The organism is Nocardioides humilatus (assembly GCF_008373755.1).
GTDB classification, from domain to species: Bacteria; Actinomycetota; Actinomycetes; order Propionibacteriales; family Nocardioidaceae; genus Nocardioides; species Nocardioides humilatus.
Genome location: NZ_VUJV01000003.1, coordinates 1,284,151 through 1,309,460, shown reverse-complemented (window position 1 = coordinate 1,309,460; position 25,310 = coordinate 1,284,151). Strand labels below are relative to the sequence as shown.

The following is a 25,310-nucleotide window of genomic DNA, read 5'->3' as shown; positions in this document are numbered from 1 at the left end:
ATCGGACGCCATCGCTGATTTCGGGTGGGGTCAGGGGAGCGCGTAGCGGCCGTCGCCGGCCTCGACCACCAGTCCGTCGGCCAGCAGGGAGGCCAGGCAGCGCTCGCGCTGGTCAGCCAGGTCCCACGCTGCGTCGAGCTGGGTCTTCGGCACTGACCCCGGAGCGTCGCGCAGGACTGCCAGCAGTCGGCCCCGACACTGGCGGTCGGTGCCGGCGTAGGTCTGCACAGTGCGGGCCGGGCCGTCGTACGCCGGGCGACCGGCCCCGTGCCACGCGCACAGCGTGACCACGGGACAGCTCTCGCAGCGGGGGCGGTCGGCGGTGCACACGAGGGCGCCGAGCTCCATCACCGCGACCGACCAGGTCGCTGCTGTCGGGGCGTCCGCCGGGAGCAGCTCCGCCGCGACGAGCCGCTCGGCCTTCGTGACCGACCGAGCCGGGAACTCCACGCCGGACACGGTCCGCCCCAAGACCCGACGCACGTTGGTGTCGAGGACGACGTGACGCTGCCGGTAGGCGAACGACGCGATCGCCGCGGCGGTGTAGTCGCCGACGCCGGGGAGGGCGAGGAGCACGTCGTAGGAGTCAGGTACGACGCCCGCGTGCTCCTCGACGATCGCGACCGCCGCCGCGTGCAGCCGCAGGGCCCGGCGCGGATAGCCGAGCCGGCCCCAGGCGCGGACCGCCTCGCCGCTCGACTCGGCCGCGAGGTCGGCCGGTGTCGGCCAGCGCTCGAGCCAGGCCTCGTGGACGGGCAGCACCCGCACCACCGGCGTCTGCTGCAGCATGAACTCCGAGACCATCACCGACCAGGCCGACGCACCCTCGCGCCGCCACGGCAGGTCGCGGGCGTGGGCGTCGTACCAATCAAGGATCGGCTCCACCAGTTCGGACATCGGGCTGATTCTCCCCTGGTCGCCGCGCCTCCACGGATCCGGGACCACCAATCCTTAACCTCAGACCATGCCGCCGATGACCCGTGGCCCGCTGCCCGCGGGCGTCTACTGGCGACGTCGGCTCTTCGTGCTCGCGCTCGCCGCGACGATGGTCTTCGTCATCGGCAACGTGCTCTCCGGCGGCAGCGACGGCAAGGACGACGCCCCGGCCGCACGCCAGGTGTCGGGCGAGACGACGCCGTCGCAGACGATCACGGTCAAGGAGCGGAAGAAGCACGGCAAGGGCAAGCGCCGCAACACCGGCGCGGTGCAGGGTCCGACCTTCGACCCCACGATCCTCGTCGACCCGCAGGGCAACTGTGAGCCAGCCGACGTCCGGATCACCCCGGTCGTCAGCGGAGCAGTGGCCGGGCGACCGGTCACCATCGGTCTCAATGTGCGCACGGTGCAGGCCGACGCCTGCTACTTCCGGATCGGCTCCGACAAGGTCACGGTCAAGATCACCAAGGGTGGTCGTGAGATCTGGTCCTCGCGCGAGTGCCCCGAGCCGATCCCCTCGGAGTCCATCGTCGTCCGCCGGGTCGTGGCGACCCTGGTGCAGATGACCTGGGACGCCCACGAGTCCGACTCGTCCTGCTCCCACCGCCGTCAGTGGCTGATGCCCGGCAAGTTCTCGATCTCGACCTCTGCGCTGGGTGGCGAACCGGCCGGGTCCGAGTTCGACCTCGCCGCTCCGGTCGCCGAGACCGTCACGATCACCCCGCACCCCCACCGGCACCCCAAGGGCGACAAGGGCGACAACAACGGCGCGGGTGGCGACCAGGGTCAGCAGGACGACGCGACCGGCAACCCGTCCGACACCTCGACGAACGAGCCTCGCCGCTAGCGGTCGGCAGTCAGCCGATCACACATAGCGCTCGAGGATCGTCGACTCGGCGAGGCGGGACAGGCCTTCGCGCACGCTCCGGGCGCGCAGCTCGCCGACGCCCTCGACAGCCTGGAGGTCGTCGATGCCGGCGGACAGGAGCTTCTGCAGGGTGCCGAAGTGGTCGACCAGACCTTCGACGACACCGCCGGGCAGCCGGGGGACCTTGGTGAGCAGGCGGTAGCCGCGGGGTGCAACAGCGCCGTCGAGGTGCTCGCCGGCGCCGATGCCCAGCACTCGGGCGACCGAGGCGGGATCGACCAGGTCGGTCGCCGAGAGTCCCTCGAGCTTGAGGAGCAGCTCGTCGGGGTCGCGGCTGCGCTTGCGCGAGGGCACGTAGTCGCGGATCACGAGCTCACGCTCGACGTCGACGCCGGTGATGAGCTCCTCGAGCTGGAGGGCGAGGAGGCGTCCGTCGGTGCCGAGCTCGAGCACGTAGTCGTCGATCTCGCGGGCGATCCGGGTCACCATCTCGAGCCGCTGCGCGACCACGGCGACGTCGCGGACGGTGACGAGGTCCTCGATCTCGAGGGCCGACAGGGTCGCGGACACCTCGTCGAGCCGGAGCTTGTAGCGCTCCAGCGTCGCTAGCGCCTGGTTGGCACGGGACAGGATCTGGCCGGAGTCCTCGAGGACGTGGCGGGTGTCGCCGACGTAGGCGGCGATGATCTGCATCGACTGCGACACCGAGATGACGGGGAAGCCGGTCTGCTTCGCGACCCGGTCGGCAGTGCGGTGCCGGGTGCCGGTCTCCTCCGACGGGATCGTGTGGTCGGGCATCAGGTGCACGGCGGCGCGGATGATCCGGGTGATGTCGCGGTCGATGATGATCGCGCCGTCCATCTTGGCCAGCTCGCGCAGCCCCGTGGCGGTGAAGGGCACGTCGAGCTCGAAGCCGCCGGTGGAGATGCCGTCGACTGCCTTGTCGCGTCCGAGGACGATGAGCGCGCCGGTGCGGCCGCGCAGGATGCGCTCGAGGCCATCGCGCAACCCGGTGCCGGGCGCGATCGACGCCAGGGTCTCGCGGAGGCGAAGATCGCCCGGCCGCTCCGCCACAACACACTCCCATCGTCGGCCGGGTCGTCACCCGGTCGAGGGCAACCTTAGAGCCAACGACCTACCGCCGCTGCCCTGTTAACGCTTAGCCGCCCTCGATGAGCTTGAAGGACCGGTGCAGCTCGAGCCGACGAAGGGCCGAGCCGACGTCGGGCACCTCGAGCACCCGCATCCCGTCGATGGTGCGCTGGCGTGAGGACGACCCGACCTCGGCGGGCACGACCGCGAGCTCGAAGCCGAGCCGTGCGGCCTCGGACAGTCGTTGCTGGACGTCGCGCACCCGTCGCAGCTCGCCCGACAGGCCGATCTCGCCCATGGCGACGACGCCGCGCGGCGTCGGGTTGAGGAAGTGCGAGGAGGCCAGCGAGATCGCGAGCGCGAGGTCGGCCGCAGGCTCGGTGACCTTGGCGCCTCCGACGGTGGAGGCGAAGACGTCGCGTTGGCTCAGCGCGATGCCGCAGTGTTGCTGGAGCACCGCGAGCACCATGGCCAGTCGTGAGCCGTCGACGCCCGACGTCGTACGGCGGGGGCGCTCGCCGGACGTCTGGGCGACCAGCGACTGCACCTCCGCGAGCAGCGGCCGGCGGCCCTCCATCGTCACCGCCACGCAGGTGCCGGCGACCTTGCCGTGGTGGCGCTCGACGAAGATGCCGGTCGGGTCGGTGACCGCCCGGATGCCCTCGGGGCCGAGGTCGAAGCAACCGACCTCGTCGACGGGACCGAACCGGTTCTTGACGGCCCGCACCATGCGGAAGCGGCTGCCGGACTCGCCCTCGAAGTGGAGCACGACGTCGACGAGGTGCTCGAGCACGCGCGGGCCCGCGATCGATCCGTCCTTGGTGACGTGACCGACGAGCACGACGGTGATGCCGCGGGTCTTCGCGACCCGGACGAGCGCGGCGGCGACCTCCTTGACCTGGGTCACGCCACCCGGCACACCCTCGGCGCCCGAGGCGCCGATCGTCTGCACCGAGTCGACCACGAGGAGCCGGGGACGGACGTCCTCCACGTGGGTGAGCACGGCGCCGAGGTCGGTCTCGGCCGCGAGGTAGAGCTGGTCGTGGACGGCGTCGGTGCGGTCGGCCCGTAGTCGCACCTGAGCGGCCGACTCCTCACCGGTGACGTAGAGGACGCGCTGGTCGCGGGCGGCGGTGCGTGCAGCCACCTCGAGCAGCAGCGTCGACTTGCCGACGCCGGGCTCGCCGGCGAGCAGCACAGCGGCGCCGGGCACCAACCCACCGCCGAGGACGCGGTCGAGCTCGGGGACGCCCGAGGGATAGTGCAACGCCTCCTTGGCGGGCACCTTCCCGATCGGGACCGCCGGAGACGTCACCGGCGCCGCGACCGTGCGACCGACCGGTTCGCCGCCGACCTCGGCGACCGAGCCCCACGACTGGCACTCGCCACAGCGTCCGACCCACTTGGCGGTGGTCCAGCCGCACTCCGAGCAGCGGTAGGACGACCGTTGGGCCGAGCGAGAGCTGCGCGAGGTCGTTGCCATGCGGCCGACGCTAGGCGATACCTCCGACAGCCTATTCTCGACACACCAGCCCTCGACACAGCAGCGACCAGCACGGGAGGAGGTCAGCTCGATGCCCGACCACACTCCCGCGCCGCCTCCGACGCTCGCGGACGTCGCCGAGCGGGCCGGCGTCTCCCGGCAGACGGTGTCCAACGCGATCAACAACCCCGACCTGCTGCGCCCGGAGACGCTCACCCGGGTGCAGGACGCGATCCAGGTCCTGGGCTACCGCCCCAACCGGGCGGCGCGCCACCTGCGCACCCGCGCCTCGCACCTGATCGGGCTGCGGATGTCTCCCGCGCAGGAGTTCACCGCCAACGCCGCGATGGACCGGTTCGTCCACGCGTTGGTCGAGGCCTCACGCGAGGCGGGCTACCACCTGCTCCTCTTCTCCGGTGGTCCCGGCAAGCCCGAGACGACCGCGGCCGACCTGGTGCGCGGCTACGACGACCTGCTCCGCTCCACAGCCGTCGACGCGTTCATCGTGACCGACACCTACCTCGGCAACCCGCAGACGCGATGGCTCACTGACCGGCGCGCGCCCTTCGTCGCGTTCGGCCGCCCCTGGGCCGACGCCGACGCCACCCACCGGTGGGTCGATGTCGACGGGGCGGCCGGTGTCGCCCTGGGCGTCGAGCACGTCATCGAACGCGGTCACGAGCGCGTCGCGTGGATCGGTTGGTCCGACGAGTCCTTCATCGGCGCGGACCGCAAGGCCGGATGGCTGCGGGCGATGGCGGCCCATGGCCGTTCCGTCGACGGGTTGTCGGTCACCGTCCCCGACACGGTCGATGCCGGTCGTGAGGCGAGCGCCGCCCTTCTCGATGCGGTCCATCCGACCGCGATCGCGTGTGCGTCCGACACTCTCGCGGTCGGCGTACTCCACACGCTCGCAGAGCGCGGCCTGCAACCCGGCCGCGACGTCGCCGTCGTCGGGTTCGACGACTCCCAGGTCGCGCAAGTGGTGCCGCACGGCCTGACGTCGGTGCGCCAGCCGCTCGAGCAGGTCGCCGTCGCGCTGGTCCGGGCCCTCGAGTCACTCCTCGCCCGCGATGACTACGACGGCCAGGGAGTGCTCCTCGCACCGACCCTGGCGGTCCGGGGCTCCACGGCGCGCTGAGCCACGGAAGGCGTATCGCTAGAACGTGTTCTCGCTTACGATGCCCCGGTGATCCGCGCTCCCCGGATGGTCCCGCACGCCCTTGTCCTCTTCCTCGTTGCCGGCCTGATGGCGGTCGTGCTGCCGTCGGTGCTCGCACCGGCGGCCTCGGCGCACGTCGAGCGGCCGTCGTACTGGCCGAACCCGAAGGCCGACTGCTCCATCTCCCCGTGTGCGGGTGGTGCGGTGCCGAAGGCGCGTAGCCTCGCGTCGGCGGTGGCCGAGGGCCAGCGCGGCGAGACCCGGGTGGTGTGCCAGAACAACTCGATGAAACTGCTCCGTGCGTCGATCGAGCGCGCGCGCAAGCACGGCTATCACGTCCGCCCGACCGAGAAGCGGTCCCTGAGCGCGGCCCAGGCCGACGAGCTGTTGAAGGTCAACAAGCGGCTCTTCTCGGTGTGCGGCTACCGGCAGATCCAGTTCGCGATCAACGACTCCGGCAACAACGACCGCGTCGTCGTGATGCCCGGCCTCTACACCGAGCCGCACTCGCGCCAGCAGCCCACGCATGACCCGGCCTGCGCGCGCTACACGATTCCGGCCGAGAGCGGCGATCCCGGCGCGCTCAGCCACGACTACCAGATCCACTGCCCCAACGACGCCAACCTGGTGGCCGTCATCGGCCGCGGCCCCGACACGGCGGCCCCGCCGTCACCGCCGCGCGAGAACCGACACGGCATCCCCAACGCGGGCAAGTGCATCCGCTGCAACTTCCAGCTCGAGGGTTCGGGCGTCAGCGCCGACGACGTCATCGTCGAGGCCGGTGACAAGCGCGCCGGCAACGGCGGCCCGTCGGCGGTCGGCTACAAGAAGGACGTCGGCATCTTCATCGACCGGGCCGATGGCTTCGTGCTCCGCAACCTCACGGTCCGCCACGCCCGCGAGCACGACATCTACATCCTCGAGACCGACGGCTACCGGTTCGAGCACTTCAAGACCTTCTACGCCGGTGCCTACGGCGTGCTCACGTTCGTCGAGGACCACGGCCTCATCCAGCGCTGTCACGCCGTGGGCAACGGTGACTCGGGCATCTATCCCGGGTCCGGTGCGGACTCGACCGATCACCGCTACAAGCCGTTCTACCCGAAGTACCGCTTCAGCCAGGTCGTCCGCTACTGCGACATGAACCACAACGTCGGCGGGTTCTCGGGCACCGACAGCCACGGCACCCTGGTCGAGCACAACAACTTCTTCGGCAACGCGCTCGGCTTCACCACCGACGTGTTCACGGCGCCCGGTCACCCGGGCTTCCCGCAGCACGGCAACGTGTTCCGGCACAACAACTTCTACTCCAACAACTTCAACCCGTTCCAGCCTGATAGCGACGTGGAGCCGTTCATCGCGGCGCCCGTCGGCACCGGCGGTTGGTGGGCCGGCGGCAACTACAACCAGATGTACAACAACCGGTTCTGGGACAACTGGCGCCGCGGCCTGATGCTCTTCGCCGTCCCGGACGCCACCGTCTGCGGCCCGCCGCCCGTCGGCTCCTCGACGCCCGTGCCGGGGTGCAACCCGCTGGGCTTCACGACCTCGTTCGGCAACAGCATCCACGACAACGTCATGGGGGTGGACCTGAAGGGACGGGTGAAGCCCAACGGCAAGCACGATTTCTGGTGGGACTCGTTCATCGGCAACACCGGCAACTGCTGGTGGGGCAACACCGGCCCCGGCGGCGCCGACGTGACGTCGACGCCGCGCAGGCTGCCCGACTGTGACGACGGCACCGACCCCAGCAAGAGCATGGGTCTGACCAACCTGTCGGCCGAGCTCGAGCTCATCGCGTGCCTCGCCGGGTTCACCGTCGTCGGCTACCCCGACGGCGATCCCAACACCTGCACCTGGACGAAGACCCCCAAGGAGCCGGGCAAGGCCGGCCCCGACGCCACGCAGCGCACGCGCAACGACCGCCGTACGACCGACGCCCGGATGGAGCAGTTCGCCGCGATCTGCCGCGCCGGCCTCGCGCCCCGTCTGTGCAAGGCCTACGCAGGCCGCCTCCCGAAGGTCGTCGACGGGCGCCTGGTCGCGCTGCCCGAGAAGGTCAGCCCGGTCATCCTGGCGACGCCCGTGGCCACGGAGGGGCGGCTGAGCACCTTCACCTGCAGTTGGTGGCGACAGGCCGACGACGGCCACCGCCTCGGGATGGTGCAGCGCATCAAGAACTACGCGTCGGGCCGTATCAACGGCGGGCCTGCCGATGCCTCGTTCGGCTATGGCGCGTCGCTGCGCGACAACGACGCCGCGCTGCTCTTCGAGGACCGGTGCAGCACCTTCCACGCCGGTGCGTTCGCCCTCTACAAGATCTATGGGGCCGCCGCCGCGTTCGCTGCGGCGGGGTGACCTCCCGATCCGTGGCGACCTGGCGCGTTCAGAAGGTGCGGGTCCAGAGGTTGACGGCGTAGTCGACCTCGAGGCCCTCGTGGTGCCTCAGGATCGCGTCGGCGACCTCGCGCTTGAACTCGATCCGCACCACCGACTCGAGGTCGGCGCGGCTCTCGAACCGCCAGCCCATGTCGACCGGGGTGCGGGTCCAGCCGCGCTGCGACCAGAAGCGCTCGATCTCGGTCGGCGTCGGCAGGTGGGGATAGCCCTGCCGGAACCAGGCGCCGAAGGTGGAGCGTGAGCCGTCGTTGTCGATGACGAGCGCAGTGCCGCCGGGGCGGACCACGCGATCGAGCTCGGCCAGGCCCGGCTCGCAGCCTGGTCCGAAGAAGTAGGCCCACCGCACGTGCATGACGTCGACGGACGCGTCGGGCAGCGGGACCTGCTGCGCGGTGCCGTTGACGACCTCGACGTTCGTCAACGAGCGCGTACGACGCTGCGCCAGCCGGACGAGTGCCGGGTGCGGCTCGACGCCGATGACGCGGGCCGCGGTGGCGGCGAACAGCGGGAGGTGGAAGCCGGTGCCGCAGCCGAGGTCGAGCACCGTGCGATCACGCCACGAGACGTGCGACTCGAGGGCCGACCAGAGGGTGCCGTCGGGGTCGGCGGCGCGGTTCTCGAGCTCGTAGGTGGCGGTGTGCTGCCAGATGTTCGGACTCGGCACCGCGCCGGGTGCCGGCCGTTCTGACATGGCGCTCAGAGGCGGACGATGCCTGCCGGCGTCTGCACCTGGGCGGCGAGGATGCCGGGCGTGCCGTGCGGGGCGACCCACTCGACCTTGACGTCTTCGAGGGGCGCCTCGACGCTCTCGCCGAGCCACTCGCTGACCCGCTGCGGGTCGCCGGCGATCTCGATGCCCGCGAGGGAGACGGAGCCGTCGGCGCCGGCGGACGGGTGGAGGTCGCCGGTGACCTCCCACTGGATGAAGAACGGGAGCTGCGGGTCGGCGATCAGGCCGTTGACGCCGATCTGCTTCCAGCGCAGCTCGGTGCCGTCAGGGCGGTGCCGGCTGCCGACTGCGGCGGAGCGACCGAGGCGCTCCTCGACGGGCGTGATGTCCGGAACGGAGACGACCCAGCCGAGCCAACCGCCACCGAGGGCCGAACGTGCCTTGACCGCCTGGCCGAACGGCGCCTTGTCGGACGCCGGGTGGTCGAGCGCCTCGACGACCTCGAGGTAGGTCGAGTCGGCCAGCGGAAGGATCATGTTGCGCGTGCCGAACCGCGGGTGCACCCCGCCGTCGATGAACTCGCACCCGAGGGCTGCGCCGAGTCGGGCGGCGGTGGCCGCAAGTCCATCGGGTCCGGCGGCGTACGACAGGTGATCCAGGCGCATGTCAGACATTCTCAGCCTGCGCTCATGTGCGCGAAGAATCGGGGTCCGGTTCTCTTGACGTCGAGAGTCCGGCGCCGTCGTACGTCGCCGGTCAGCGGTCGGCCGGATGGATCGCGAGGGCCGACCGCGAGCGCAGGTGGGCCTCGCAGTGCCGGACCAGCTCGTCGTAGGCCGCCCGCCCCATCAGCTCGACGAGCTCGGGCTCGTTGGTGATGTAGACCGGCTCGACCGCGACGTGTGCCTCGGTGTTGCCCGAGCAGTACCAGTCGAGGTCGTGGCCCCCAGCGCCCCAGCCGCGGCGGTCGTACTCGGTGATCGTCACCTCGGTGTAGGTGGTGCCGTCCTGGCGCTCGACGTTGCGGTAGAGCCGCCGGATCGGCAGCTGCCAGCACACGTCGGGCTTGGTCTCGAGCGGGTTCTTGCCCTGCTCGAGCGCGAGTCCGTGCAGAGCGCAGCCCGCGCCGGTCGCGAAGTCGGCGCGGTTGTGGAAGACGCAGCCGCGCTGGCCGCCGACCTCGTGGGAGCGCGTCTTGCGCTCGCCGTCCTCGTCCTTGTCGACCCAGTCGCTCCGCTTGATCCTGCCGCTGGGCCGCCCGGGGTGGAACTGCCACTGCTCGGGCGTCAGCTGCTCGACGAAGACGGCGACCCGCTCCTCGTCGTCCTTGTCGCTGAAGTGCGCGCCGAGCGTGCAGCAGCCGGTGTCGGGGGAGTCGGCGTAGATGCCCTTGCAGCCCTGGCCGAAGATGCAGGTGAAGGACGAGGTCAACCAGGTGAGGTCACAGCGCATCGTCTCGGTCTCGTCAGCAGGGTTGACGAACTCCACGTAGGCGCGGGGAAAGTCCAGGGAGACCTCGGGCACTGGGCAAACCTACTCGTCCCGCCGTGACTCCTCGTGCAAGGGCGATACGGTGGTCGCATGCGGTTGGGCGTGCTGGACATCGGCTCGAACACCGGCCATCTCCTGGTGGTCGACGCCCATGATGGTGCTGCTCCGCTCCCGGCGTTCTCGCTCAAGCAGCCGCTGCGGCTCGCCGAGCACCTCGACGACCAGGGTGCGGTGTCGCAGACCGGCATCGACGCGCTGACCTCCTTCACCGCCGAGGCGCTCGTCGTGGCCGAGGAGAAGGGCTGCGAGGAGATGCTGTCGTTCGCCACCTCCGCGGTGCGCGACTCGGCCAACTCCCAGGCGGTGCTCGACCACGTACGCGACCGCACCGGGGTCGCGATCGAGGTGCTCTCCGGTGAGGACGAGGCCCGGCTGACCTTCCTCGCCGTACGACGGTGGTTCGGGTGGTCGGCCGGCAAGCTCACCGTGTTCGACATCGGTGGTGGCTCGCTGGAGATCGCCTCCGGTGCCGACGAACGTCCCGACGTGGCGCAGTCGCTGCCGCTCGGCGCCGCGCGCCTGGCATCGACGTACTTCTCCTCGCCGCTCGATGACGCCGAGCTGAAGAAGATCCGCCGGTCCATCCGCGCCGACATGGCCAAGGACGCTGGCCACGTGCTCCGCACCGGTACGACGCACCGCGCCGCTGCGACCTCCAAGACCTTCCGTTCGCTCGCCCGTATCTGTGGCGCCGCGCCGTCGACCGAGGGGCCGCTCGTGCCGCGCTCGCTGGCGCTCGCCGACCTGCGCGAGTGGATCCCCAAGCTGGTCGCGATGAGCGCCGAGGAGCTCGCCGACCTCCCTGGGGTCTCGCCGAGCCGCACCCACCAGATCGTGCCGGGCGCGCTGGTTGCCGAAGCGTGCATGGACATCTTCGACCTGGCAGACCTCGAGATCTGCCCGTGGGCGCTGCGCGAGGGCGTGATCCTCGAGCGCATCGACAAGCTCGGCGAGGTCGTCGGAGCGCACGGCGCCGACGAGGACTGACGTGTCCGGCTCGGGGCGTCCGCGGATCGGGCTGTCGACCTCCTCGGTCTATCCCGAGTCGACCGCCCACGGTTTCGCATGGGCCGCCGAGGTCGGCTACGAGGCCGTCGAGGTGATGGTCGGGATCGACGCGCTCTCCCAGCAGACCAACGCGATCCTCCAGTTGATCGACCACCACCAGCTGCCCGTGTCGGCGATCCACTCGCCGTGCCTGCTCTTCACGCAACGGGTCTGGGGCCTCGAGCCCTGGGGCAAGCTCGAACGTTCCGCGGAGATGGCGAAGGCGGTGGGCGCCGAGGTCGTCGTCGTCCACCCGCCGTTTCGGTGGCAGCGTGACTACGCGCGCGACTTCGTCAACGGCATCGCCGCGCTGGAGGAGTCGACGGGGATCGCCTTCGCCGTCGAGAACATGTATCCGTGGCGGGCGTCCGCGAAGCGCCACCTCGAGATGTACCTCCCGAGCTGGGACCCCTCCGACGAGGACTACGCCAACACCACGATCGACCTGTCCCACGCGGCGATCGCCCATGCCGACCCGATCGCGATGGCCAAGCGGCTCGGTCCGCGGCTGCGGCACATCCACCTCACCGACGGCTCCGGGTCGCCCAAGGACGAGCACCTGGTGCCCGGTCGCGGGGCGATGGGAGCGGGCTCGTTCCTGCGCCACCTGGTCGCCACGGGCTTCTCGGGTGAGGTCGTGCTCGAGATCAACACGCGACGCTGCACCACCCGCGAGGAGCGGGAGGCTGACCTGCGGGCCTCGCTCGACTTCGCCCGCGAGCACCTGACACCGCAGGTCACCGACGCCACGACCGACGTCGAGGTGGGGGCCGAGGCCCGGGAGTCGGGCGCCGGGTCGTGAACGCGGTCGAGGTCGCCTCTCTCGTCGTCACCCGCGGCAAGCGGGAAGTGCTGCACGGCCTCGACTTCGCGATCCCGACCGGGCAGGTGACCGGGTTGCTCGGGCCGTCGGGCTGCGGGAAGTCGACCCTGATGCGCACGCTGGTCGGCGTCCAGGCGGGCGTGACCGGCACGGTGACCGTCTTCGGCGAGCCCGCCGGGTCACCGGTGCTGCGGCCCCGGATCGGCTACGTCACGCAGGCGCCGAGCATCTACGACGACCTGAGCGTCACCGAGAACCTCACCTTCTTCGCGCGGGTGCTCGGCGTCGGCAGGGCCGAGGTGGCCCGCTGTGTCGAGGCGGTGGACCTCGTCGACCACGCCGACGACGTCGTCGCGAAGCTGAGCGGCGGACAGCGCTCGCGGGCCAGTCTCGCGGTGGCGCTGCTCGGCAGCCCCAGCCTGCTGGTCCTCGACGAGCCGACGGTCGGCCTCGACCCGGTGCTGCGCGAGGAGCTGTGGGGCACCTTCCACCGGCTCGCGGACGACGGCGTCGCCGTCCTCGTCTCCAGTCACGTCATGGACGAGGCCGAACGCTGCGACCGGCTGCTCCTGATGCGTGACGGGGTCTTCATCGCCGACGGCACCCCCGCAGAGATCAAACAGCAGGCCGGCCTGGCGGAGTCGGCCGACATCGAGCAGGCGTTCCTCGCGATCGTCCGGGGCGACGCCGCATGAACCCGCGCATCACCGGCGCCATCGCCGCCCGGGTGCTGACGCAGTTGCGCCGCGACCACCGCACGCTCGCGATCATGCTGGTGCTGCCCTGCCTGCTGATCAGCCTGCTGTGGTGGATGTTCGACGACCTCCCCGGTGACAGCTTCGACCGGCTCGGCCCGGCGTTGCTGGCGATGTTCCCCTTCATCGTGATGTTCCTGGTCACCAGCGTCACGACCTTGCGGGAGCGGTCGGGCGGCACCCTCGAGCGGCTGCTCGCGATGCCGATGGGCAAGCTCGACTTCCTCTTCGGCTACGCCCTCGCCTTCGGCATCGTCGCCGCGGTGCAGTCGGTCGCAGCCGTCGGCATCAGCGTCGGTCTGCTCGACCTCACGATCGTCGGTCCGGTCTGGCTGCTCACCGTCGTCGCGGTCGCCGATGCGGTGCTCGGCAGCGCCCTGGGCCTGTTCGTGAGTGCCTTCGCTCGGACCGAGTTCCAGGCCGTCCAGTTCATGCCCGCCCTCGTGATCCCGCAGATCCTCCTGTGCGGGCTGTTCGTCCCGCGCGACCGCCTGCCCGACGTACTCGGCAGCGTCAGCGACGTCCTCCCGCTCTCCTACGCCGTCGACGCCATGCAGCACCTCACCCGCTCGCCGGCGACCGGCGAGGTCTGGCGCGACCTGGCCGTCGTGGCGGCGTACGCCGTCGCCGGCCTCGCCCTCGGTGCCGCCACCCTCCGCCGCCAGAGCCCCTGACCCCCCGCGAAGTGTCGCGCTTGCGCTGACGAAGTGTCGGTGTTGCGCTGACGAGGTGTCAGGGTTGGTGAGCCGAGGTGTGACACCTCGACCGCTCAACCCCGACACCTCGCGCGCTCAACCCCGACACTTCGCGGGTGCGTAAGCACCAAACGGGGCGTTGGGTAGTTACTGACGGGTCACTGCGGCGATGTGTGAGGAGTACGGCGAGCGTCGTACCTTTGGAGGTATGCGTCCTCTGCGTGACTCGCTGCTGTTCCTCTCTCGGAGCGAAACCGTGAAGCGGCTGATCACCACCATGCCGGTGTCGGCGGCGGTGGTGCGCTCCTACGTGCCCGGTGAGCACACCGAGGAGGCCGTGGCGGCCGCAGCGTCGTTGGCGGCCGAGGGGATCAACGTCACGCTCGACTACCTGGGTGAGGACACGACCGACCTCGACCAGGCCGACGCGACGGTCGCGGCCTACCTCGACCTCCTCAAGCGGCTCTCGGCGAAGGGTCTCGCGCGCCGCGCGGAGGTGAGCGTGAAGCTGACCGCGATCGGGCTGTCCCTCGATGAGGACATCGCGCCGGGTGGGGGCCGCAAGATCGCGCTCGAGAACGCCCGGGCGATCTGCCGGGCCGCCCGCAACGCCGGCACCACGGTGACCCTCGACATGGAGGACCACACCACCACCGACCAGACGCTCTCGATCCTGCGCGAGCTCCGCAAGGACTTCCCCGAGACCGGCGCGGTACTGCAGGCCTACCTCCACCGCACTGAAGCCGACTGTCGCGCGCTCGCCTACGCCGGCAGCCGGGTCCGGCTCTGCAAGGGCGCCTACGACGAGCCCTCCGAGGTCGCCTACACCGACCCTGCTGAGGTCGACAAGTCCTACGTGCGCTGCCTGAAGATCCTGCTCGGCCACACCAGCCCCGACGGCGACTGCTACCCGATGATCGCCAGTCACGACCCGCGCCTCATCGAGATCGCGTCCTCGCTGGCGAGCCGCTACGGCCGCGCGCAGGGCAGCTACGAGTTCCAGATGCTCTACGGCATCCGGCCCGCTGAGCAGCGCCGGCTGGCCGAGGCCGGCGAGACGATGCGGGTCTACATCCCCTACGGCACCGAGTGGTACGGCTACCTCATGCGCCGCCTCGCGGAGCGCCCCCGCAACCTGACCTTCTTCCTGACCTCGCTGATCAAGAAGAGCTGACCGACCTCAGGCCGGAAGACCGGGCTGCCACGGGACGTACTCGGTGAGCTCGCCGGGACTATAGGCGGCGACTGCATTGCGAATCCGATCGCGGGCAGCGTCATCCAGACCCGTGATCTTCGGCGTCCCGCCGAGGATGAAGGCGACGTAGATACCTTCTGTGCAGGAAAACGCAGCCAGTCTCTCGGGGTCTTCGTCCGTGATGGCGCGCACGATGTAGTTCGCCCCGGCAATCTGCCCATGGAGGGCGGTGGCCACGTCGGAGAAGACTGCGCAGCTCTCCTCGTCGTCAGCGGGGCCACCGCGAATGAACTCGAGTGCGTGATTCACGACCGCCAATTGGTCGGGGCTGAGGGTCGGATCGCCTACCAATGCCTTGAGTGACGGGCGGAGGAGCACCACTGATTCGCTGGCCGGGGTCACCGAGAAGATGAACTGAGAGCCTGCTCGCTCCCCGTCCGCGATCCAACCGAAGCAGGCGTAGGGCGCGCCCGGCTCGACGCGGTCGACGATGAAGTTTCCGAACTCCCCGCCAACAAGCCGAGCAACCTCGGGGCGGTCTGCGAACGCACGGCAGTCGAAGGCGTGGATCTCGCTGGTGAACTCAGGCGGCGGGGTCGGGATGTACTCCGTTGGTAGCGCAGGCGGCGTGGTGGCGGGAGAAACGGGCTCCGTGGGCTCCGACGAGTCGGCGCCGTGCCCGGCGCCCGAGCACGACGCGACCGAGAGCCCGAAAGCGATCGTGGTGAGAGCCCGAGTCACACGTTGCACACCGAGATTCAACAGGATGCGAGAATCCTCGTCAGATCCTTGGTTCAGGAGAGCGAGCACAGCCATGAAGCAGACCGCCGTCATCGGCGCCGGAGTGATGGGTGAGACCCTCCTGTCCGGCCTGGTCCGCGCGGGTCGCCGCGTCGACCAGCTCCTCGTCGGCGAGAAGCGCGAGGCGCGCGCCGCCGAGCTCGAGGAGCGGTACGGCGTCGCGGTCGTCTCCAACATCGAAGCGGCGACGAAGGCCGACACGGTCGCGCTCGTCGTGAAGCCGCAGGACATGGCCGACGTGCTGCGCGAGATCGCACCGGTGCTCCGGCCCGGTCAGCTGCTCGTCTCGCTGGCGGCCGGCATCACCACCGCGTTCATCGAGTCGCACGTGCCCGAGGGCGTCGCCGTCGTGAGGGTCATGCCCAACACGCCCGCTCTGGTCGACCAGGGGATGTCGGCGATCTCGGCCGGCTCCCACTGCGACGACGCGCACCTGGCCGAGGCGGAGGGGCTGATGGCCTCGGTCGGCAAGGTCTTGATCGTGCCCGAGAAGCAGCAGGACGCGGTCACGGCGATCAGCGGCTCGGGGCCGGCCTACATCTTCTTCGTCGTCGAGTCGATGATCGAGGCGGGCGTTCACCTCGGCCTTCCTCGTACGACGGCCAGCGAGCTCACCATCCAGACGTTGGTCGGGTCAGCGGCGATGCTGAGCGAGACCGGCGAGCACCCGACGGTGCTGCGCGAGCAGGTCACCTCGCCGGCGGGCACCACGGCGGCCGCGCTGCGCGAGCTCGAGGTCCACAAGGTGCGCGCTGCCTTCCTGGCCGCGCTGGAGGCTGCGCGCGACCGGTCGCGCGAGCTCGCCTCCGGGAACTAGCCCCTCAGCTCGCCCAGCGCAGCTCGGCGAGCGACCGGATGCGGGTGACGCCCGCGACCTCCGCACGCCGGCGGTCGTAGCGGCCGGCGCGGTCGACGAGGACCGCGGTCAGACCTGCGCCGGAGGCACCACGCACGTCGTGGCGCAGGGAGTCGCCGACCATCACGCAGTCCTGGGGGGCAACGCCGAGGCGCGCGCACACCTCGTGGAAGGCGCGCGGGTCGGGCTTGGCCGCGGGTAGTGACGAGGACGCGAAGACCGGGACGCCGAAGGACGCCAGGCCGGTGCGCTGGACCTTCGTCTCTTGGATGGCCTGGTCGCCGTTGGTCAGGATGCCGACCCTGAGCCCGGCGCCGAGGGCCTGCTCGAGAGCAGCAGCGGCGTCGGTGAACGCCGACCAGGCCGCCCGGTAGCAGGCGAGGTAGCCGGCGAACGTGTCGTCGGCGAGGGTGTCGTCGGCGAGGTCCCACCCCGGCAGGAACGCCCGGATGCGGGCCCGGCGCTGCTCGACGTGGGAGATCTCGCGGCGCTGAAAGCGTTCGTGGTGGAAGGCCTCGAGCGCGAACCAGCGCTCGACGTGGTCCTCGAGCATGCCGTCGAGCCCCAGGTGGCCGAGCCACGAACGGACGCCGCGGTCAGCCGCACCGCGGTGGTCGAACAGGGTGTCGTCCAGGTCGAAGAGGACTCCGGAGACGGGCATGCGCCCATCCTCGCAAGGACCGCCGACAGTTCATCCACCGAGGCTCACCCCAGCCCGATCGCCGCCCGTGCCGCCGCGAGCACAGGCGCGGTCACCTCCCGGCAGCGCTCCGCGCCCGCGGCGTAAACGGCAGTCACGGAGGCCGGGTCGCAGGCGAGGTCGGCGTACCGCTTCTGGATCGGGGCCAGCTCCTCGACGACCGCCTCGGTCACGGCGGTCTTGAGCGCGCCGTACGACGACAACCCGTCCGCCGACCCGCCGCACGCCTCGAGGATGTCGATCAGATTGGTCACGCCCGGCTTGGTCGCGCGGTCCCGACGCACCGCCGCCGACCCGGTGGCGGAGTCGGTCACGGCGCGCGCGACCTTCCGTCGGATGATGTCGGGCGGGTCGAGCAGGTAGATGATCCCCGCTCCGGACTGGTGGGACTTGCCCATCTTGGTCGTGGGGTCCTGCAGATCCATCACCCGCGCGCCCGCGGCCGGTGTCGCGATCTCCGGGACGGTGAAGACCGGGCCGTAGGCCTGGTTGAAGCGCAGCGCGAGATCGCGGGTGAGCTCGACGTGCTGGCGCTGGTCGTCGCCGACCGGCACCCGCTCGGCGCGGTAGAGCAGGATGTCGGCGGCCATCAGCACCGGGTAGGTGAAGAGGGAGGCCCGGGTCGTCGGCACGCCGCGACCCTTCTCCTTGAACTGGATCATCCGGTTGAGCTCGCCCGTCGTCGCCGTGCACTCGAGTAGGTAGGCGAGCTCGCTGTGCGCCGGGACGTGGCTCTGCACGAAGAGCGTTGCCGGCTCCAGGCCGACGGCGAGGAGGAGGGTCGCCATCTCCTGCACGAGCGCGCGCAGTGCCGCGGGGTCGTGGGCCACGGTGAGGGCGTGGAGGTCGGCGATCCCGTAGTAGGAGTCGCCGGTCGCCGCCTCGCGCATCGGTCGGAGGGCGCCCAGGTGGTTGCCGAGCGTCAGGTGCCCGGTCGGCTTGAGCAGGGACAGGTGGGTCATCGCAGGTCCTTCAGGGGGTGGGCCCGCGGGCGGCCAGAGGCCGAAAACGACGATCGGCCGCCCGCAGGCGGCCGATGGGTGGGTGTGCTGAGGTGGGCCGCCGTCAGGCGAGCCACCAGCAGTACGACGAGGTCAGCACCTCGTCATGGTCGCACATCGGCGGCGGTCGGCCCTTGTCTTCCTGGTGCAAGCGAGTAATCATAATTACATGAGTGCAGACGAGATCCGAGGCTGGTTCGCCGGCCGCCTTCCTGAGGACCTCTTCGTCGAGCTGGTCGACGTCGTCGTCGACCGCGAGGAGATCACCGTCGTCGGCAAGATCCCCGCGCCCGACCTCGCCGAGGACGTCTCCGACGCCGAGCGTGCGGCGACCATCGAGGGGCGGATCGCCGAGTTCCGCGAGCGCACGCGTGCAGCTCGGATGACCGTGGCGCGGGAGGCCGAGCGCCGTTTCGACCGCAAGGTGTCCTGGGGCGTGGAGTGCGACGAGACCCGCGCCCTCTACACGCACGTCGCGGCCCCGGTCATGACACGCCTGCGCCAGCCCGAGCGTCGCGTGCTCGACCTGCTGGTCGCCGGAGGCGTGGCGCGCAGCCGCAGCGATGCGCTCGGCTGGTGCGTGCGCCTGGTCCAGCAGCACAGCGACGAGTGGTTGACCGACCTGCGTGAGTCCTTGGTCCAGGTCGAGGAAGTCCGGCGACGCGGCCCCGGAGCCGCGCAGGGCTGAGCTGCTGCGGGCTGCTGGGGCCTACTGCAGCCCGATCACGACGGCGACGACGGCGAGCAGCGGCACCAGGCCCTGCTTGGTCGCGGCCGAGGCGCGGGATGGGTTGGAGGCGACCAGCACGATCGCCGCGGCGAGCATCGAACCGACGCCGGCCAGCACCAGAGCAGGCCCGACCTCGTCCTTGTCGGCCGCGGTCAGCGCGATCCCGATGCCGCTCACGACGGCGAGGAACAGGTTGTAGAAGCCCTGGTTGTAGGCGAGCTCCTTGGTCGTCTCGGCTTCCTCGGCGGTGGTGCCGAAGACCGCCCGGGTGCTGGGCTTGGTCCACGCCAGCGACTCCATGAAGAAGATGTAGACGTGGAGCAGGGCTGCGAGCCCGGCGAGGACGAGGCCGACCGTGAGCATGCTGCAGCGTCCCACAGTGGGGCCTTCGCGTGAACTCTGTTGCCCGTGTGGCCAATTTGATTTGAGGGGTACCGTCAAGTCGACACGCCGAGTCACAAAAGTTCCAGTGGTGAATCTCTTCCCCATGAGTCACATCTGGCTCTATTCTCACGCCTAGGCGTCCGCTGTTCACAGCTGGGGAAGGCGGTGACGGGCGCGCAGAAAGTGTGGTTGGCCATGGCTTCGTCACAGGAGCGGTCTGAATCCCGACCGGACCCCAAGTTCCTCACCATCGCCGAAGTGGCGACCATGATGCGCGTCTCCAAGATGACCGTCTACCGCCTCGTGCACAGCGGAGAGCTCCCCGCCGTTCGAGTCGGCCGGTCCTTCCGCGTCCCCGAGGGTGACGTCGACGACTACCTGCGCAAGTCGTTCTACAACGCTGGGTAGGTGCTCCCTGCTCGGTGCACCGTGGTGCGAGGTTCCTCTCACCGTTGCTCCTGATTCTCCAACCGCTCGATCAGGCCGATAGGCTGTTCGAGTCGTCCGACATTGCCGTCGGCGCGGCGGTAGTCGATGCCGGGCCGAGTGCTCGGTGTGTTGGAGAGGTTCCACGTGGGTTCTGTCATCAAGAAGCGGCGCAAGCGCATGGCGAAGAAGAAGCACCGCAAGCTTCTGAAGAAGACGCGCGTTCAGCGCCGCAAGCTCGGCAAGTGACCCACGCCCGCGGGTAGCGGGCCACGTGGTTCTTTTGGCTGGGGGAGTCGGGAGTTCATGGGTATGAGCGGTCGCACCGTCCTGGTCACTGGCGTGTCCCGTGACCTCGGTCGCACCTGCGCCCGATCCCTCGCCAACGACCCCACGGTCGAGCGGGTGATCGGCGTCGACGTAATGCCGCCACGCGGCGACATCGGCGACGTCCAGTTCATCCGCGCCGACATCCGCAACCCGGTGATCGCCAAGGTGATCGCCCGGGAGGACGTCGACACCGTCGTCCACATGAGCGTCATCGCCACGCCCGGCTCCGCCGGCGCGCGCGGCACGATGAAGGAGCTCAACGTCATCGGCACGATGCAGCTCCTCGCTGCGTGCCAGAAGGCGGAGTCGATCCGCCAGCTGGTCGTGAAGTCGACGACCACTGTCTACGGTGCCAGCAGCGGCGACCCGGCGATGTTCACCGAGGACATGGAGCCGCGCCGACCCGCGCGCTCCGGATACGCCAAGGACGTCGCCGAGGTCGAGGCCTACGTCCGTGGCTTCGCCCGCCGCCGTCCTGACGTCACCGTCACCACGCTGCGCTGTGCCAACGTCATCGGCCCGCGCGTGGTCAGCCCGGTCACGGGCTACTTCCGCCTTCCGGTCATCCCGACCGTCCTCGGGTTCGACCCGCGCCTGCAGTTCCTCCACGAGCACGACCTCAACCGGGTGCTGCGGCACGCGGTGACCGCCGACGTGCACGGCACGTTCAACGTCGCCGGCAACGGCACCCTGATGCTGTCCCAGGCCCTGCGGCGCCTGCAGCGGCCCGGCGTACCGGTCCCGGGCCTGGCCTTCGGTGGCCTCGGCTCGGCGCTCCGCTCGGCCCGGCTGGGCGATCTCTCGCCCGAGCTGGTCGCCTTCCTCACCTACGGCCGGGGCGTCGACACGACCCGGATGCACGAGGAGCTCGGCTTCGAGCCGCGCTACTCGACCGCCGAAGCGTTCGGCGAGTTCGCCGCCACTCTGCCGCCCACGGGCGGTCGCACCGAACGGTTGCTCGCGGCTGTCGCCGAGCGCCTGCCCGAGGTCGATGAGGACCGCCCGCCTGCTCTGACGCTTGCCGGAGGTATCGATGGGTGACGCCGAGATCATTCCGATCGGCACGCGTGGCCGACCCGGCCGAGGCACCGGCACGCGACCGTCCGCCGCAGCGCGCGGACTCGCGCCGGGTGCGCGCACGCCGAAGCCGCCCGAGCCCGAGTCGCCCCAGCCCGAGCAGGCCGAGGCCAAGGGCACGGATGCCGCTCCGCAAGCCCCCTTCGCCGAACCGCCCGCGACGGAGTCGGTGATCCCGCTCGCGAGTGACACCGTCATCCCGCTCGACGGCTCGCTGACGACCCCGGTCGGGACCTCGCAGCTGACCGTGACCGATCGCGAGGCGCCCGGCGGCATCCCGGTCAGCGACTGGCTCGCCGCCCTCCAGACGGCCGCGCGCGAGGTCTTCGGTGACCAGTGGGAAAGCCAGCTCGCCCACTTCCTCGCGTTCCTCCGTCGCCGCCTGACCGGTGACTACGTCGTCGACGAGTTCGGCTTCGACCCGGAGATCACCGAGCGGTTCTTCATGGCCGCGCTGCGGCCGATCGCCCAGAAGTGGTTCCGCATCGAGGTCCGTGGCGCCGAGAACATCCCCGCCAAGGGTGGGGCACTCATCGTGTCCAACCACTCCGGCACGATCCCGGTCGACGCGCTGATGACCATGGTCTCGGTGCGCGACCACTCCGACCGCTACCTGCGCGCGCTCGGTGCCGACCTGGTCTTCAAGATGCCGTTCGTCAGCACCATGGCGCGCAAGGGCGGCGCTACGCTCGCCTGCTCCGAGGACGCCGAACGGATGCTCGCTGGCGGCGAGCTCGTCGGCGTGTGGCCCGAGGGCTTCAAGGGCATCGGCAAGCCCTACTCGCAGCGTTACAAGCTGCAGCGCTTCGGGCGCGGCGGCTTCGTGTCGGCCGCCCTGCGCACCCAGGTCCCGATCATCCCGCTGTCGGTCGTGGGCGCCGAGGAGATCTACCCGCTCGTCGGCAATGTCCCGGCGCTCGCGCGACTGCTCGGCGTGCCCTACATCCCGATCACGCCCTTCTTCCCGCTGCTCGGCCCGCTCGGCCTCGTGCCGCTCCCGTCGAAGTGGCTGCTGGAGTTCGGCGAGCCGATCCGGACCGATGAGTACGACGAGCACGCCGCCGAGGACCCGATGCTGGTCTTCAACGTCACCGACCAGGTGCGCGAGACGATCCAGCAGACCCTCTACAGCCTGCTCATGGAGCGCCAAAGCGTTTTCAAGTAGGCGGCATCGCCGCTGGTTGAGGTGCGAAGCGCGCTAGCGCCGAGCCTCGAAACCAAGGCCCTCGCGCAGGCTCAGTTGCCCAGGAGGGCGTCGACGAGGCCGTTGAGGCCGTCGACGACTCCGGTGACCGTGCTGTCGACGACCTCGCTGTTGTCAGCGCCCGGCGTCAGGTCGTGCTTGATCTTGTCGCCGAGGTCCTCGAGCGGGTTGGTGACGTCGTCGGTGTCGTCGGTGACGTCGTCGCCCACGTCGGGCGTGCCCGGGGTGGTGTCGACCGTGGTCTGGCCGCCGCCGTGGTGCTTGCCCGGCTTGCCCTTGACCGGCGTGTCCTCGATCGCGTCCTCGACGTCGTCGAGGAAGTCGGGCGAGAGTCCGATGATCGAGGCCGCGGTCGGCTCGGCGTTCAGCGGAAGTTCGAGCGCGGCAGGTGCTGCGACGCCATCGGGAAGCTGGGTCACCTCGCCGTCGCCGCAGGTCGGGCAGATCTGGAAGGCGGCGCTGTCGGCGTCCATCAGCGACTGGGCCGCGGTGATCAGGGCCGGCCGCGCGTCGTCGGGGACGACGTCGCCGAGCTCGTCGAGCTCGCCCATCGACGCGGACGCGAAGGACCGCAGCTCGCCGATGGTCTCCTGGTCGCCCGTCGCGGCGTAGTCGTCGAGCGCGAGCTCGGTCGCCTGGCTGGACTGGTCGGTGAAGTCCTGGAGCGTGGCGGCCACGGTGCCGGCATCGGCGCCCTCAGCCGTGAGCTGCTGGGCTTCGTCGAGGCGCTTCTGCGCGTGGGCGAGCAGCGTCTCGGCCTTGTCGGCGTCGCTGGACTGCAGGTTGGTGTGGACGTTCTCGATCGCCCGCTTGACCGGGTAGAGGACGTCGCCGGGCAGCGCGGTCTGGGAGGCCATGGCCATCGAGCCGGAGGCGGCGACGATCGCGAAGCCGCCGAGCACGGTCGCGGCCCGCCGCTCGCGGGCGCCGGAACGCTGCTTGGGGGTGAGTCGGAGACGCGTTGCGGCGTCGATCGGGCGGGCCTGGCGGGCGGCCTCGACGACCAGACGGCTGCGCAGGTCGGAGACGAACTCCTCGCGCGCCAGCACCGGTGCCTCGGCCCGCAGCTCGGCGACGAGTGCGAGCAGGTCGACGTAAGGAGCGGCGTCGGCCGTGGCGGGAGCAGCAGAAGAGACCAGCGCGTCGAATTCCTCGGCGCGGCGCCTGCTCGTGAACGCCCCGGTCATGCCAGCCATCCTTGGTCGTGGTGATGCTTCCTATCGGCCAACGATGCCGCACGAGCGTTAGTTACGGCTCGTTCGGTGTGACCTGCATCCTCCAGGATGACTACTCGCGAGTAGTCAGCAATGACCAGGGTGCTGAGAGGGCTCATCGCAGGCCTTCCGGCATCAGCTTGGCGAGGTTGCGCACGCCGCGCAGCTGCAGCTGCTTGATGGCTCCCTCGCTGCGTCCGAGCACCTGCGCGGTCTCGGCGATGCTCATCCCCTGGAGGAAGCGCATCACGAGGCAGTCCTTCTGCTCGTTGGGGAGCTCGGTGAGGGCCGACAGGAGGATCTCGTTGGTCAGGCTGGCGAGCACGGCGGTCTCAGGACCCTCCGTGGAGTCGTCGTGCTGACCCATGTCCTCGGTCGTCATCTCCAGGCGGGTGCGGCCGGCCTTGAAGTGGTCGGTGGCCAGGTTGCGCGCGATCGTCATCAGCCAGGCGCCGAAGTCCTTGCCCTGCCAACGGAAGGACGCCATGTTGCGCAGCGCCCGGAAGAAGGTCTCCGAGGTCAGGTCCTCAGCCACCACGATCGAGCGGGTGCGGTAGTAGAGGAAGCGGTAGATCGACGGCTGGTAGTGGTCGTAGAGCAACCCGAAGGCGTCGGCGTCGCCGCCGCGAGCGAGCTCGACCAGCCCGATCAGGCGCTCGCGCTCCTCCGGGGAGTCTTCCGAGGACGCAGCCAGCCGGGCGTCGCCGAAGCTGCCGCCGCCCTCGCCGGCGGGGTACGACGACTCCGCCTCGCTCAGCAGCCAGAAACCGCCCGCGGGGCGGGTGGCCGGCGCGGCGCCGCCTGCGACCGCGAGAGCCGGTCCGACAGGGGGCAGAAGAGAGGACAGGACGGCATCGCGCAAGGCCTCAAGGCCGCGCGTGATGTCCTTGTCCAGGCTCACGGTTTCCCTCCCGTTGAACGCTCCTACGGAATGGTAAGGCCGATCCGGGTCGCATGCGACCGGATCGGAAACTGTGGCCGAGTCTTAACCCTGCGGTTGAGCCCAAGATCAGATCAGAATCAGCGCACGTGGCGGCGCAGCTCGCGCCGTACGAGGACGCTGGCGACGGCCGCGCCCGTGGCCGCCGAACCGACGACCAGACCGGCTCGGGCGGCCTTCCGGCCGGTGCGGTAGTCGCGGATCCGCCAGCCCTTCTCGCGGGCGTAGGCGCGGAGTTTGGGGTCGGGATTGATGGCGCACGGGTCGCCGACCATGCTCAACATCGGGAGGTCGTTGGAGGAGTCGGAGTAGGCCGAGCAGCGGCTCAGGTCGAGCCCCTCGCGCTCGGCGAGGGCCAAGATCGCCTCGGCCTTCGCGGGTCCGTGGAGCATGTCGCCGACGAGTCGACCGGTGTAGACGCCGTCGACGTGCTCGGCGACCGTGCCCATGGCGCCGGTCAGTCCGAGTCGGCGGGCGATCACCTGGGCGATCTCGATCGGCGCCGCGGTGACCAGCCAGACCCGTTGGCCCTCGTCGAGGTGGAGCTGAGCGAGAGCGCGGGTGCCGGGCCAGATCCGGTGCGCCATGGCCTCGTCGAAGATCTCCTCGCCGAGCTCCTGCAGCTCGGCCACCGTGTGACCGGCGATGAAGGCGAGCGCGGAGTTGCGGGCCTCGGCGACGTGCTCGGGGTCCTCGACGCCGGCGACCCGGAAGTAGGCCTGCTTGTAGGCCGCGCCGATCAGGTCGCGCGTGGTGAAGAACTTGCGCCGGTAGAGGCCGCGCGCCAGGTGGAAGATGCTCGCGCCCTGCATGACGGTGTTGTCGACGTCGAAGAAGGCGGCGGCCTCCGGGTCGGCGGGCAGCGCGAGCGCCGTCTCGACCTCCGCTGCCGCGGCGGCCGCTTCGCCTGCGAGCTTCGATCGCTGCTTGAGGTTCAGCCGCTTCGCTCGATCGGGGGGCGCTGCCATGG

27 protein-coding genes are annotated in these 25,310 nt (G+C 70.3%); 14 read left to right on the top strand and 13 right to left on the bottom strand.

All coding sequences use genetic code 11. The features are described 5' to 3' along the window. Positions 1–30: 30 nt before the first annotated feature. Complete coding sequence (locus F0U44_RS14120) at positions 31–897, bottom strand: HhH-GPD family protein (RefSeq protein ID WP_149728900.1); 867 nt, start codon at positions 895–897, stop codon at positions 31–33. 67 nt (positions 898–964) lie between these two features. On the opposite strand from F0U44_RS14120, the gene F0U44_RS14115 reads away from it, so the two are divergent. Next, complete coding sequence (locus F0U44_RS14115) at positions 965–1,783, top strand: hypothetical protein (protein WP_149728899.1); 819 nt, start codon at positions 965–967, stop codon at positions 1,781–1,783. A gap of 18 nt (positions 1,784–1,801) precedes the next feature. Here F0U44_RS14115 and disA read toward each other — a convergent pair whose 3' ends face one another. Beyond that, positions 1,802–2,878 (bottom strand): DNA integrity scanning diadenylate cyclase DisA, encoded by a 1,077-nt coding sequence (gene disA, locus F0U44_RS14110; protein WP_149728898.1) that lies wholly within the window; start codon positions 2,876–2,878, stop codon positions 1,802–1,804. A gap of 85 nt (positions 2,879–2,963) precedes the next feature. Continuing rightward, positions 2,964–4,379: a DNA repair protein RadA gene (gene radA, locus F0U44_RS14105; protein ID WP_149728897.1), complete on the bottom strand. Its 1,416-nt coding sequence runs from the start codon at positions 4,377–4,379 to the stop codon at positions 2,964–2,966. Positions 4,380–4,470: 91 nt separating this feature from the next. On the opposite strand from radA, the gene F0U44_RS14100 reads away from it, so the two are divergent. After that, positions 4,471–5,520 carry a LacI family DNA-binding transcriptional regulator gene (locus F0U44_RS14100; protein ID WP_149728896.1) on the top strand — a complete coding sequence of 350 codons (1,050 nt, stop codon included), beginning with the start codon at positions 4,471–4,473 and terminating at the stop codon, positions 5,518–5,520. 48 nt (positions 5,521–5,568) lie between these two features. Then, positions 5,569–7,899, top strand: coding sequence for a right-handed parallel beta-helix repeat-containing protein (locus tag F0U44_RS14095; protein ID WP_149728895.1), 2,331 nt, complete (start codon positions 5,569–5,571; stop codon positions 7,897–7,899). A 28-nt stretch (positions 7,900–7,927) separates the two neighbouring features. Here the strand turns inward: F0U44_RS14095 and F0U44_RS14090 are convergent, their stop codons facing one another. The 3 genes from F0U44_RS14090 to F0U44_RS14080 form a co-directional block, all read right to left on the bottom strand. Beyond that, the gene (locus F0U44_RS14090) at positions 7,928–8,632 is read right to left on the bottom strand and encodes a class I SAM-dependent methyltransferase (RefSeq protein ID WP_149728894.1); all 705 of its coding nucleotides are present in this window, start codon (positions 8,630–8,632) and stop codon (positions 7,928–7,930) included. Between the two features lie 5 nt (positions 8,633–8,637). Further along, the gene (locus F0U44_RS14085) at positions 8,638–9,276 is read right to left on the bottom strand and encodes a VOC family protein (protein ID WP_149728893.1); all 639 of its coding nucleotides are present in this window, start codon (positions 9,274–9,276) and stop codon (positions 8,638–8,640) included. Positions 9,277–9,367: 91 nt separating this feature from the next. Continuing rightward, positions 9,368–10,135 (bottom strand): DUF3109 family protein, encoded by a 768-nt coding sequence (locus F0U44_RS14080; RefSeq protein WP_149728892.1) that lies wholly within the window; start codon positions 10,133–10,135, stop codon positions 9,368–9,370. Positions 10,136–10,192: 57 nt separating this feature from the next. On the opposite strand from F0U44_RS14080, the gene F0U44_RS14075 reads away from it, so the two are divergent. The 5 genes from F0U44_RS14075 to F0U44_RS14055 all read left to right on the top strand — a co-directional run bounded on the left by F0U44_RS14075 (position 10,193) and on the right by F0U44_RS14055 (position 14,656). Further along, positions 10,193–11,149 carry a Ppx/GppA family phosphatase gene (locus tag F0U44_RS14075; RefSeq protein ID WP_149728891.1) on the top strand — a complete coding sequence of 319 codons (957 nt, stop codon included), beginning with the start codon at positions 10,193–10,195 and terminating at the stop codon, positions 11,147–11,149. A 1-nt stretch (position 11,150) separates the two neighbouring features. After that, the gene (locus tag F0U44_RS14070; RefSeq protein WP_149728890.1) at positions 11,151–12,011 is read left to right on the top strand and encodes a sugar phosphate isomerase/epimerase family protein; all 861 of its coding nucleotides are present in this window, start codon (positions 11,151–11,153) and stop codon (positions 12,009–12,011) included. After that, the gene (locus tag F0U44_RS14065; protein WP_149728888.1) at positions 12,008–12,727 is read left to right on the top strand and encodes an ABC transporter ATP-binding protein; all 720 of its coding nucleotides are present in this window, start codon (positions 12,008–12,010) and stop codon (positions 12,725–12,727) included. The genes F0U44_RS14070 and F0U44_RS14065 overlap by 4 nt, the downstream gene beginning before the upstream one ends. Continuing rightward, entirely contained in the window at positions 12,724–13,461 is a 738-nt protein-coding gene (locus tag F0U44_RS14060) for an ABC transporter permease (protein ID WP_149728886.1), read from the top strand. Before F0U44_RS14065 ends, F0U44_RS14060 begins: the two co-directional genes overlap by 4 nt. A 229-nt stretch (positions 13,462–13,690) precedes the next feature. Continuing rightward, entirely contained in the window at positions 13,691–14,656 is a 966-nt protein-coding gene (locus F0U44_RS14055) for a proline dehydrogenase family protein (protein WP_149728884.1), read from the top strand. Positions 14,657–14,662: 6 nt separating this feature from the next. Here the strand turns inward: F0U44_RS14055 and F0U44_RS14050 are convergent, their stop codons facing one another. Beyond that, positions 14,663–15,493 carry a hypothetical protein gene (locus F0U44_RS14050; protein WP_149728882.1) on the bottom strand — a complete coding sequence of 277 codons (831 nt, stop codon included), beginning with the start codon at positions 15,491–15,493 and terminating at the stop codon, positions 14,663–14,665. On the opposite strand from F0U44_RS14050, the gene proC reads away from it, so the two are divergent. After that, on the top strand, positions 15,492–16,295 hold the full coding sequence (proC, locus tag F0U44_RS14045) for a pyrroline-5-carboxylate reductase (RefSeq protein WP_149728880.1): 804 nt from the start codon (positions 15,492–15,494) through the stop codon (positions 16,293–16,295). The two genes, F0U44_RS14050 and proC, sit on opposite strands and share 2 nt — an antisense overlap. Positions 16,296–16,299: 4 nt before the next feature. Here proC and F0U44_RS14040 read toward each other — a convergent pair whose 3' ends face one another. Both F0U44_RS14040 and trpS read right to left on the bottom strand, forming a co-directional pair. Next, entirely contained in the window at positions 16,300–16,995 is a 696-nt protein-coding gene (locus tag F0U44_RS14040) for an HAD family hydrolase (RefSeq protein ID WP_149728878.1), read from the bottom strand. A 44-nt stretch (positions 16,996–17,039) separates the two neighbouring features. Continuing rightward, positions 17,040–17,996, bottom strand: coding sequence for a tryptophan--tRNA ligase (trpS, locus tag F0U44_RS14035; RefSeq protein ID WP_149728876.1), 957 nt, complete (start codon positions 17,994–17,996; stop codon positions 17,040–17,042). 208 nt (positions 17,997–18,204) lie between these two features. Between trpS and abmR the strand changes: the two genes are divergently transcribed. Then, the gene (gene abmR / locus F0U44_RS14030; protein ID WP_149728874.1) at positions 18,205–18,723 is read left to right on the top strand and encodes an ATP-binding transcription factor AbmR; all 519 of its coding nucleotides are present in this window, start codon (positions 18,205–18,207) and stop codon (positions 18,721–18,723) included. A gap of 21 nt (positions 18,724–18,744) precedes the next feature. Here the strand turns inward: abmR and F0U44_RS14025 are convergent, their stop codons facing one another. Beyond that, a complete protein-coding gene (locus F0U44_RS14025; RefSeq protein ID WP_149728872.1) occupies positions 18,745–19,128 on the bottom strand; it encodes a DUF1304 domain-containing protein in 384 nt (127 codons plus the stop codon). A 216-nt stretch (positions 19,129–19,344) separates the two neighbouring features. Between F0U44_RS14025 and F0U44_RS14020 the strand changes: the two genes are divergently transcribed. From F0U44_RS14020 to F0U44_RS14005, 4 genes are all read left to right on the top strand, one after another. Next, positions 19,345–19,557: a helix-turn-helix domain-containing protein gene (locus F0U44_RS14020; protein WP_149728870.1), complete on the top strand. Its 213-nt coding sequence runs from the start codon at positions 19,345–19,347 to the stop codon at positions 19,555–19,557. Positions 19,558–19,722: 165 nt separating this feature from the next. Continuing rightward, a complete protein-coding gene (locus F0U44_RS14015; protein ID WP_008356322.1) occupies positions 19,723–19,824 on the top strand; it encodes a 30S ribosomal protein bS22 in 102 nt (33 codons plus the stop codon). Positions 19,825–19,887: 63 nt separating this feature from the next. Beyond that, on the top strand, positions 19,888–20,946 hold the full coding sequence (locus tag F0U44_RS14010; RefSeq protein WP_188113478.1) for an NAD-dependent epimerase/dehydratase family protein: 1,059 nt from the start codon (positions 19,888–19,890) through the stop codon (positions 20,944–20,946). Beyond that, positions 20,939–22,147, top strand: a complete 1,209-nt coding sequence (locus F0U44_RS14005) for a lysophospholipid acyltransferase family protein (RefSeq protein ID WP_149728868.1) — start codon at positions 20,939–20,941, stop codon at positions 22,145–22,147. Before F0U44_RS14010 ends, F0U44_RS14005 begins: the two co-directional genes overlap by 8 nt. Positions 22,148–22,218: 71 nt before the next feature. On the opposite strand, the gene F0U44_RS14000 is transcribed toward F0U44_RS14005, so the two are convergent. The 3 genes from F0U44_RS14000 to F0U44_RS13990 all read right to left on the bottom strand — a co-directional run bounded on the left by F0U44_RS14000 (position 22,219) and on the right by F0U44_RS13990 (position 25,308). Next, positions 22,219–23,373: a DUF5667 domain-containing protein gene (locus F0U44_RS14000; protein ID WP_149728867.1), complete on the bottom strand. Its 1,155-nt coding sequence runs from the start codon at positions 23,371–23,373 to the stop codon at positions 22,219–22,221. A 142-nt stretch (positions 23,374–23,515) separates the two neighbouring features. Next, the gene (locus tag F0U44_RS13995; protein ID WP_149728866.1) at positions 23,516–24,301 is read right to left on the bottom strand and encodes a sigma-70 family RNA polymerase sigma factor; all 786 of its coding nucleotides are present in this window, start codon (positions 24,299–24,301) and stop codon (positions 23,516–23,518) included. 119 nt (positions 24,302–24,420) lie between these two features. Then, a complete protein-coding gene (locus tag F0U44_RS13990) occupies positions 24,421–25,308 on the bottom strand; it encodes an HAD family hydrolase (protein ID WP_149728865.1) in 888 nt (295 codons plus the stop codon). Between the last annotated feature and the right edge of the window lie 2 nt (positions 25,309–25,310).

Excerpts from the sequence above, each read along its gene's own strand:
- F0U44_RS14120 (WP_149728900.1), bottom strand. The coding sequence starts at position 897 with ATGTCCGAACTGGTGGAGCCGATCCTTGATTGGTACGACGCCCACGCC.
- F0U44_RS14115 (WP_149728899.1), top strand. The coding sequence starts at position 965 with ATGCCGCCGATGACCCGTGGCCCGCTGCCCGCGGGCGTCTACTGGCGA.
- radA (WP_149728897.1), bottom strand. The coding sequence starts at position 4,379 with ATGGCAACGACCTCGCGCAGCTCTCGCTCGGCCCAACGGTCGTCCTAC.
- F0U44_RS14100 (WP_149728896.1), top strand. The coding sequence starts at position 4,471 with ATGCCCGACCACACTCCCGCGCCGCCTCCGACGCTCGCGGACGTCGCC.
- F0U44_RS14090 (WP_149728894.1), bottom strand. The coding sequence starts at position 8,632 with ATGTCAGAACGGCCGGCACCCGGCGCGGTGCCGAGTCCGAACATCTGG.
- F0U44_RS14085 (WP_149728893.1), bottom strand. The coding sequence starts at position 9,276 with ATGCGCCTGGATCACCTGTCGTACGCCGCCGGACCCGATGGACTTGCG.
- F0U44_RS14075 (WP_149728891.1), top strand. The coding sequence starts at position 10,193 with ATGCGGTTGGGCGTGCTGGACATCGGCTCGAACACCGGCCATCTCCTG.
- F0U44_RS14060 (WP_149728886.1), top strand. The coding sequence starts at position 12,724 with ATGAACCCGCGCATCACCGGCGCCATCGCCGCCCGGGTGCTGACGCAG.
- F0U44_RS14055 (WP_149728884.1), top strand. The coding sequence starts at position 13,691 with ATGCGTCCTCTGCGTGACTCGCTGCTGTTCCTCTCTCGGAGCGAAACC.
- proC (WP_149728880.1), top strand. The coding sequence starts at position 15,492 with ATGAAGCAGACCGCCGTCATCGGCGCCGGAGTGATGGGTGAGACCCTC.
- F0U44_RS14050 (WP_149728882.1), bottom strand. The coding sequence starts at position 15,493 with ATGGCTGTGCTCGCTCTCCTGAACCAAGGATCTGACGAGGATTCTCGC.
- F0U44_RS14040 (WP_149728878.1), bottom strand. The coding sequence starts at position 16,995 with ATGCCCGTCTCCGGAGTCCTCTTCGACCTGGACGACACCCTGTTCGAC.
- trpS (WP_149728876.1), bottom strand. The coding sequence starts at position 17,996 with ATGACCCACCTGTCCCTGCTCAAGCCGACCGGGCACCTGACGCTCGGC.
- abmR (WP_149728874.1), top strand. The coding sequence starts at position 18,205 with ATGAGTGCAGACGAGATCCGAGGCTGGTTCGCCGGCCGCCTTCCTGAG.
- F0U44_RS14025 (WP_149728872.1), bottom strand. The coding sequence starts at position 19,128 with ATGCTCACGGTCGGCCTCGTCCTCGCCGGGCTCGCAGCCCTGCTCCAC.
- F0U44_RS14020 (WP_149728870.1), top strand. The coding sequence starts at position 19,345 with ATGGCTTCGTCACAGGAGCGGTCTGAATCCCGACCGGACCCCAAGTTC.
- F0U44_RS14010 (WP_188113478.1), top strand. The coding sequence starts at position 19,888 with ATGAGCGGTCGCACCGTCCTGGTCACTGGCGTGTCCCGTGACCTCGGT.
- F0U44_RS14005 (WP_149728868.1), top strand. The coding sequence starts at position 20,939 with ATGGGTGACGCCGAGATCATTCCGATCGGCACGCGTGGCCGACCCGGC.
- F0U44_RS14000 (WP_149728867.1), bottom strand. The coding sequence starts at position 23,373 with ATGACCGGGGCGTTCACGAGCAGGCGCCGCGCCGAGGAATTCGACGCG.
- F0U44_RS13990 (WP_149728865.1), bottom strand. The coding sequence starts at position 25,308 with ATGGCAGCGCCCCCCGATCGAGCGAAGCGGCTGAACCTCAAGCAGCGA.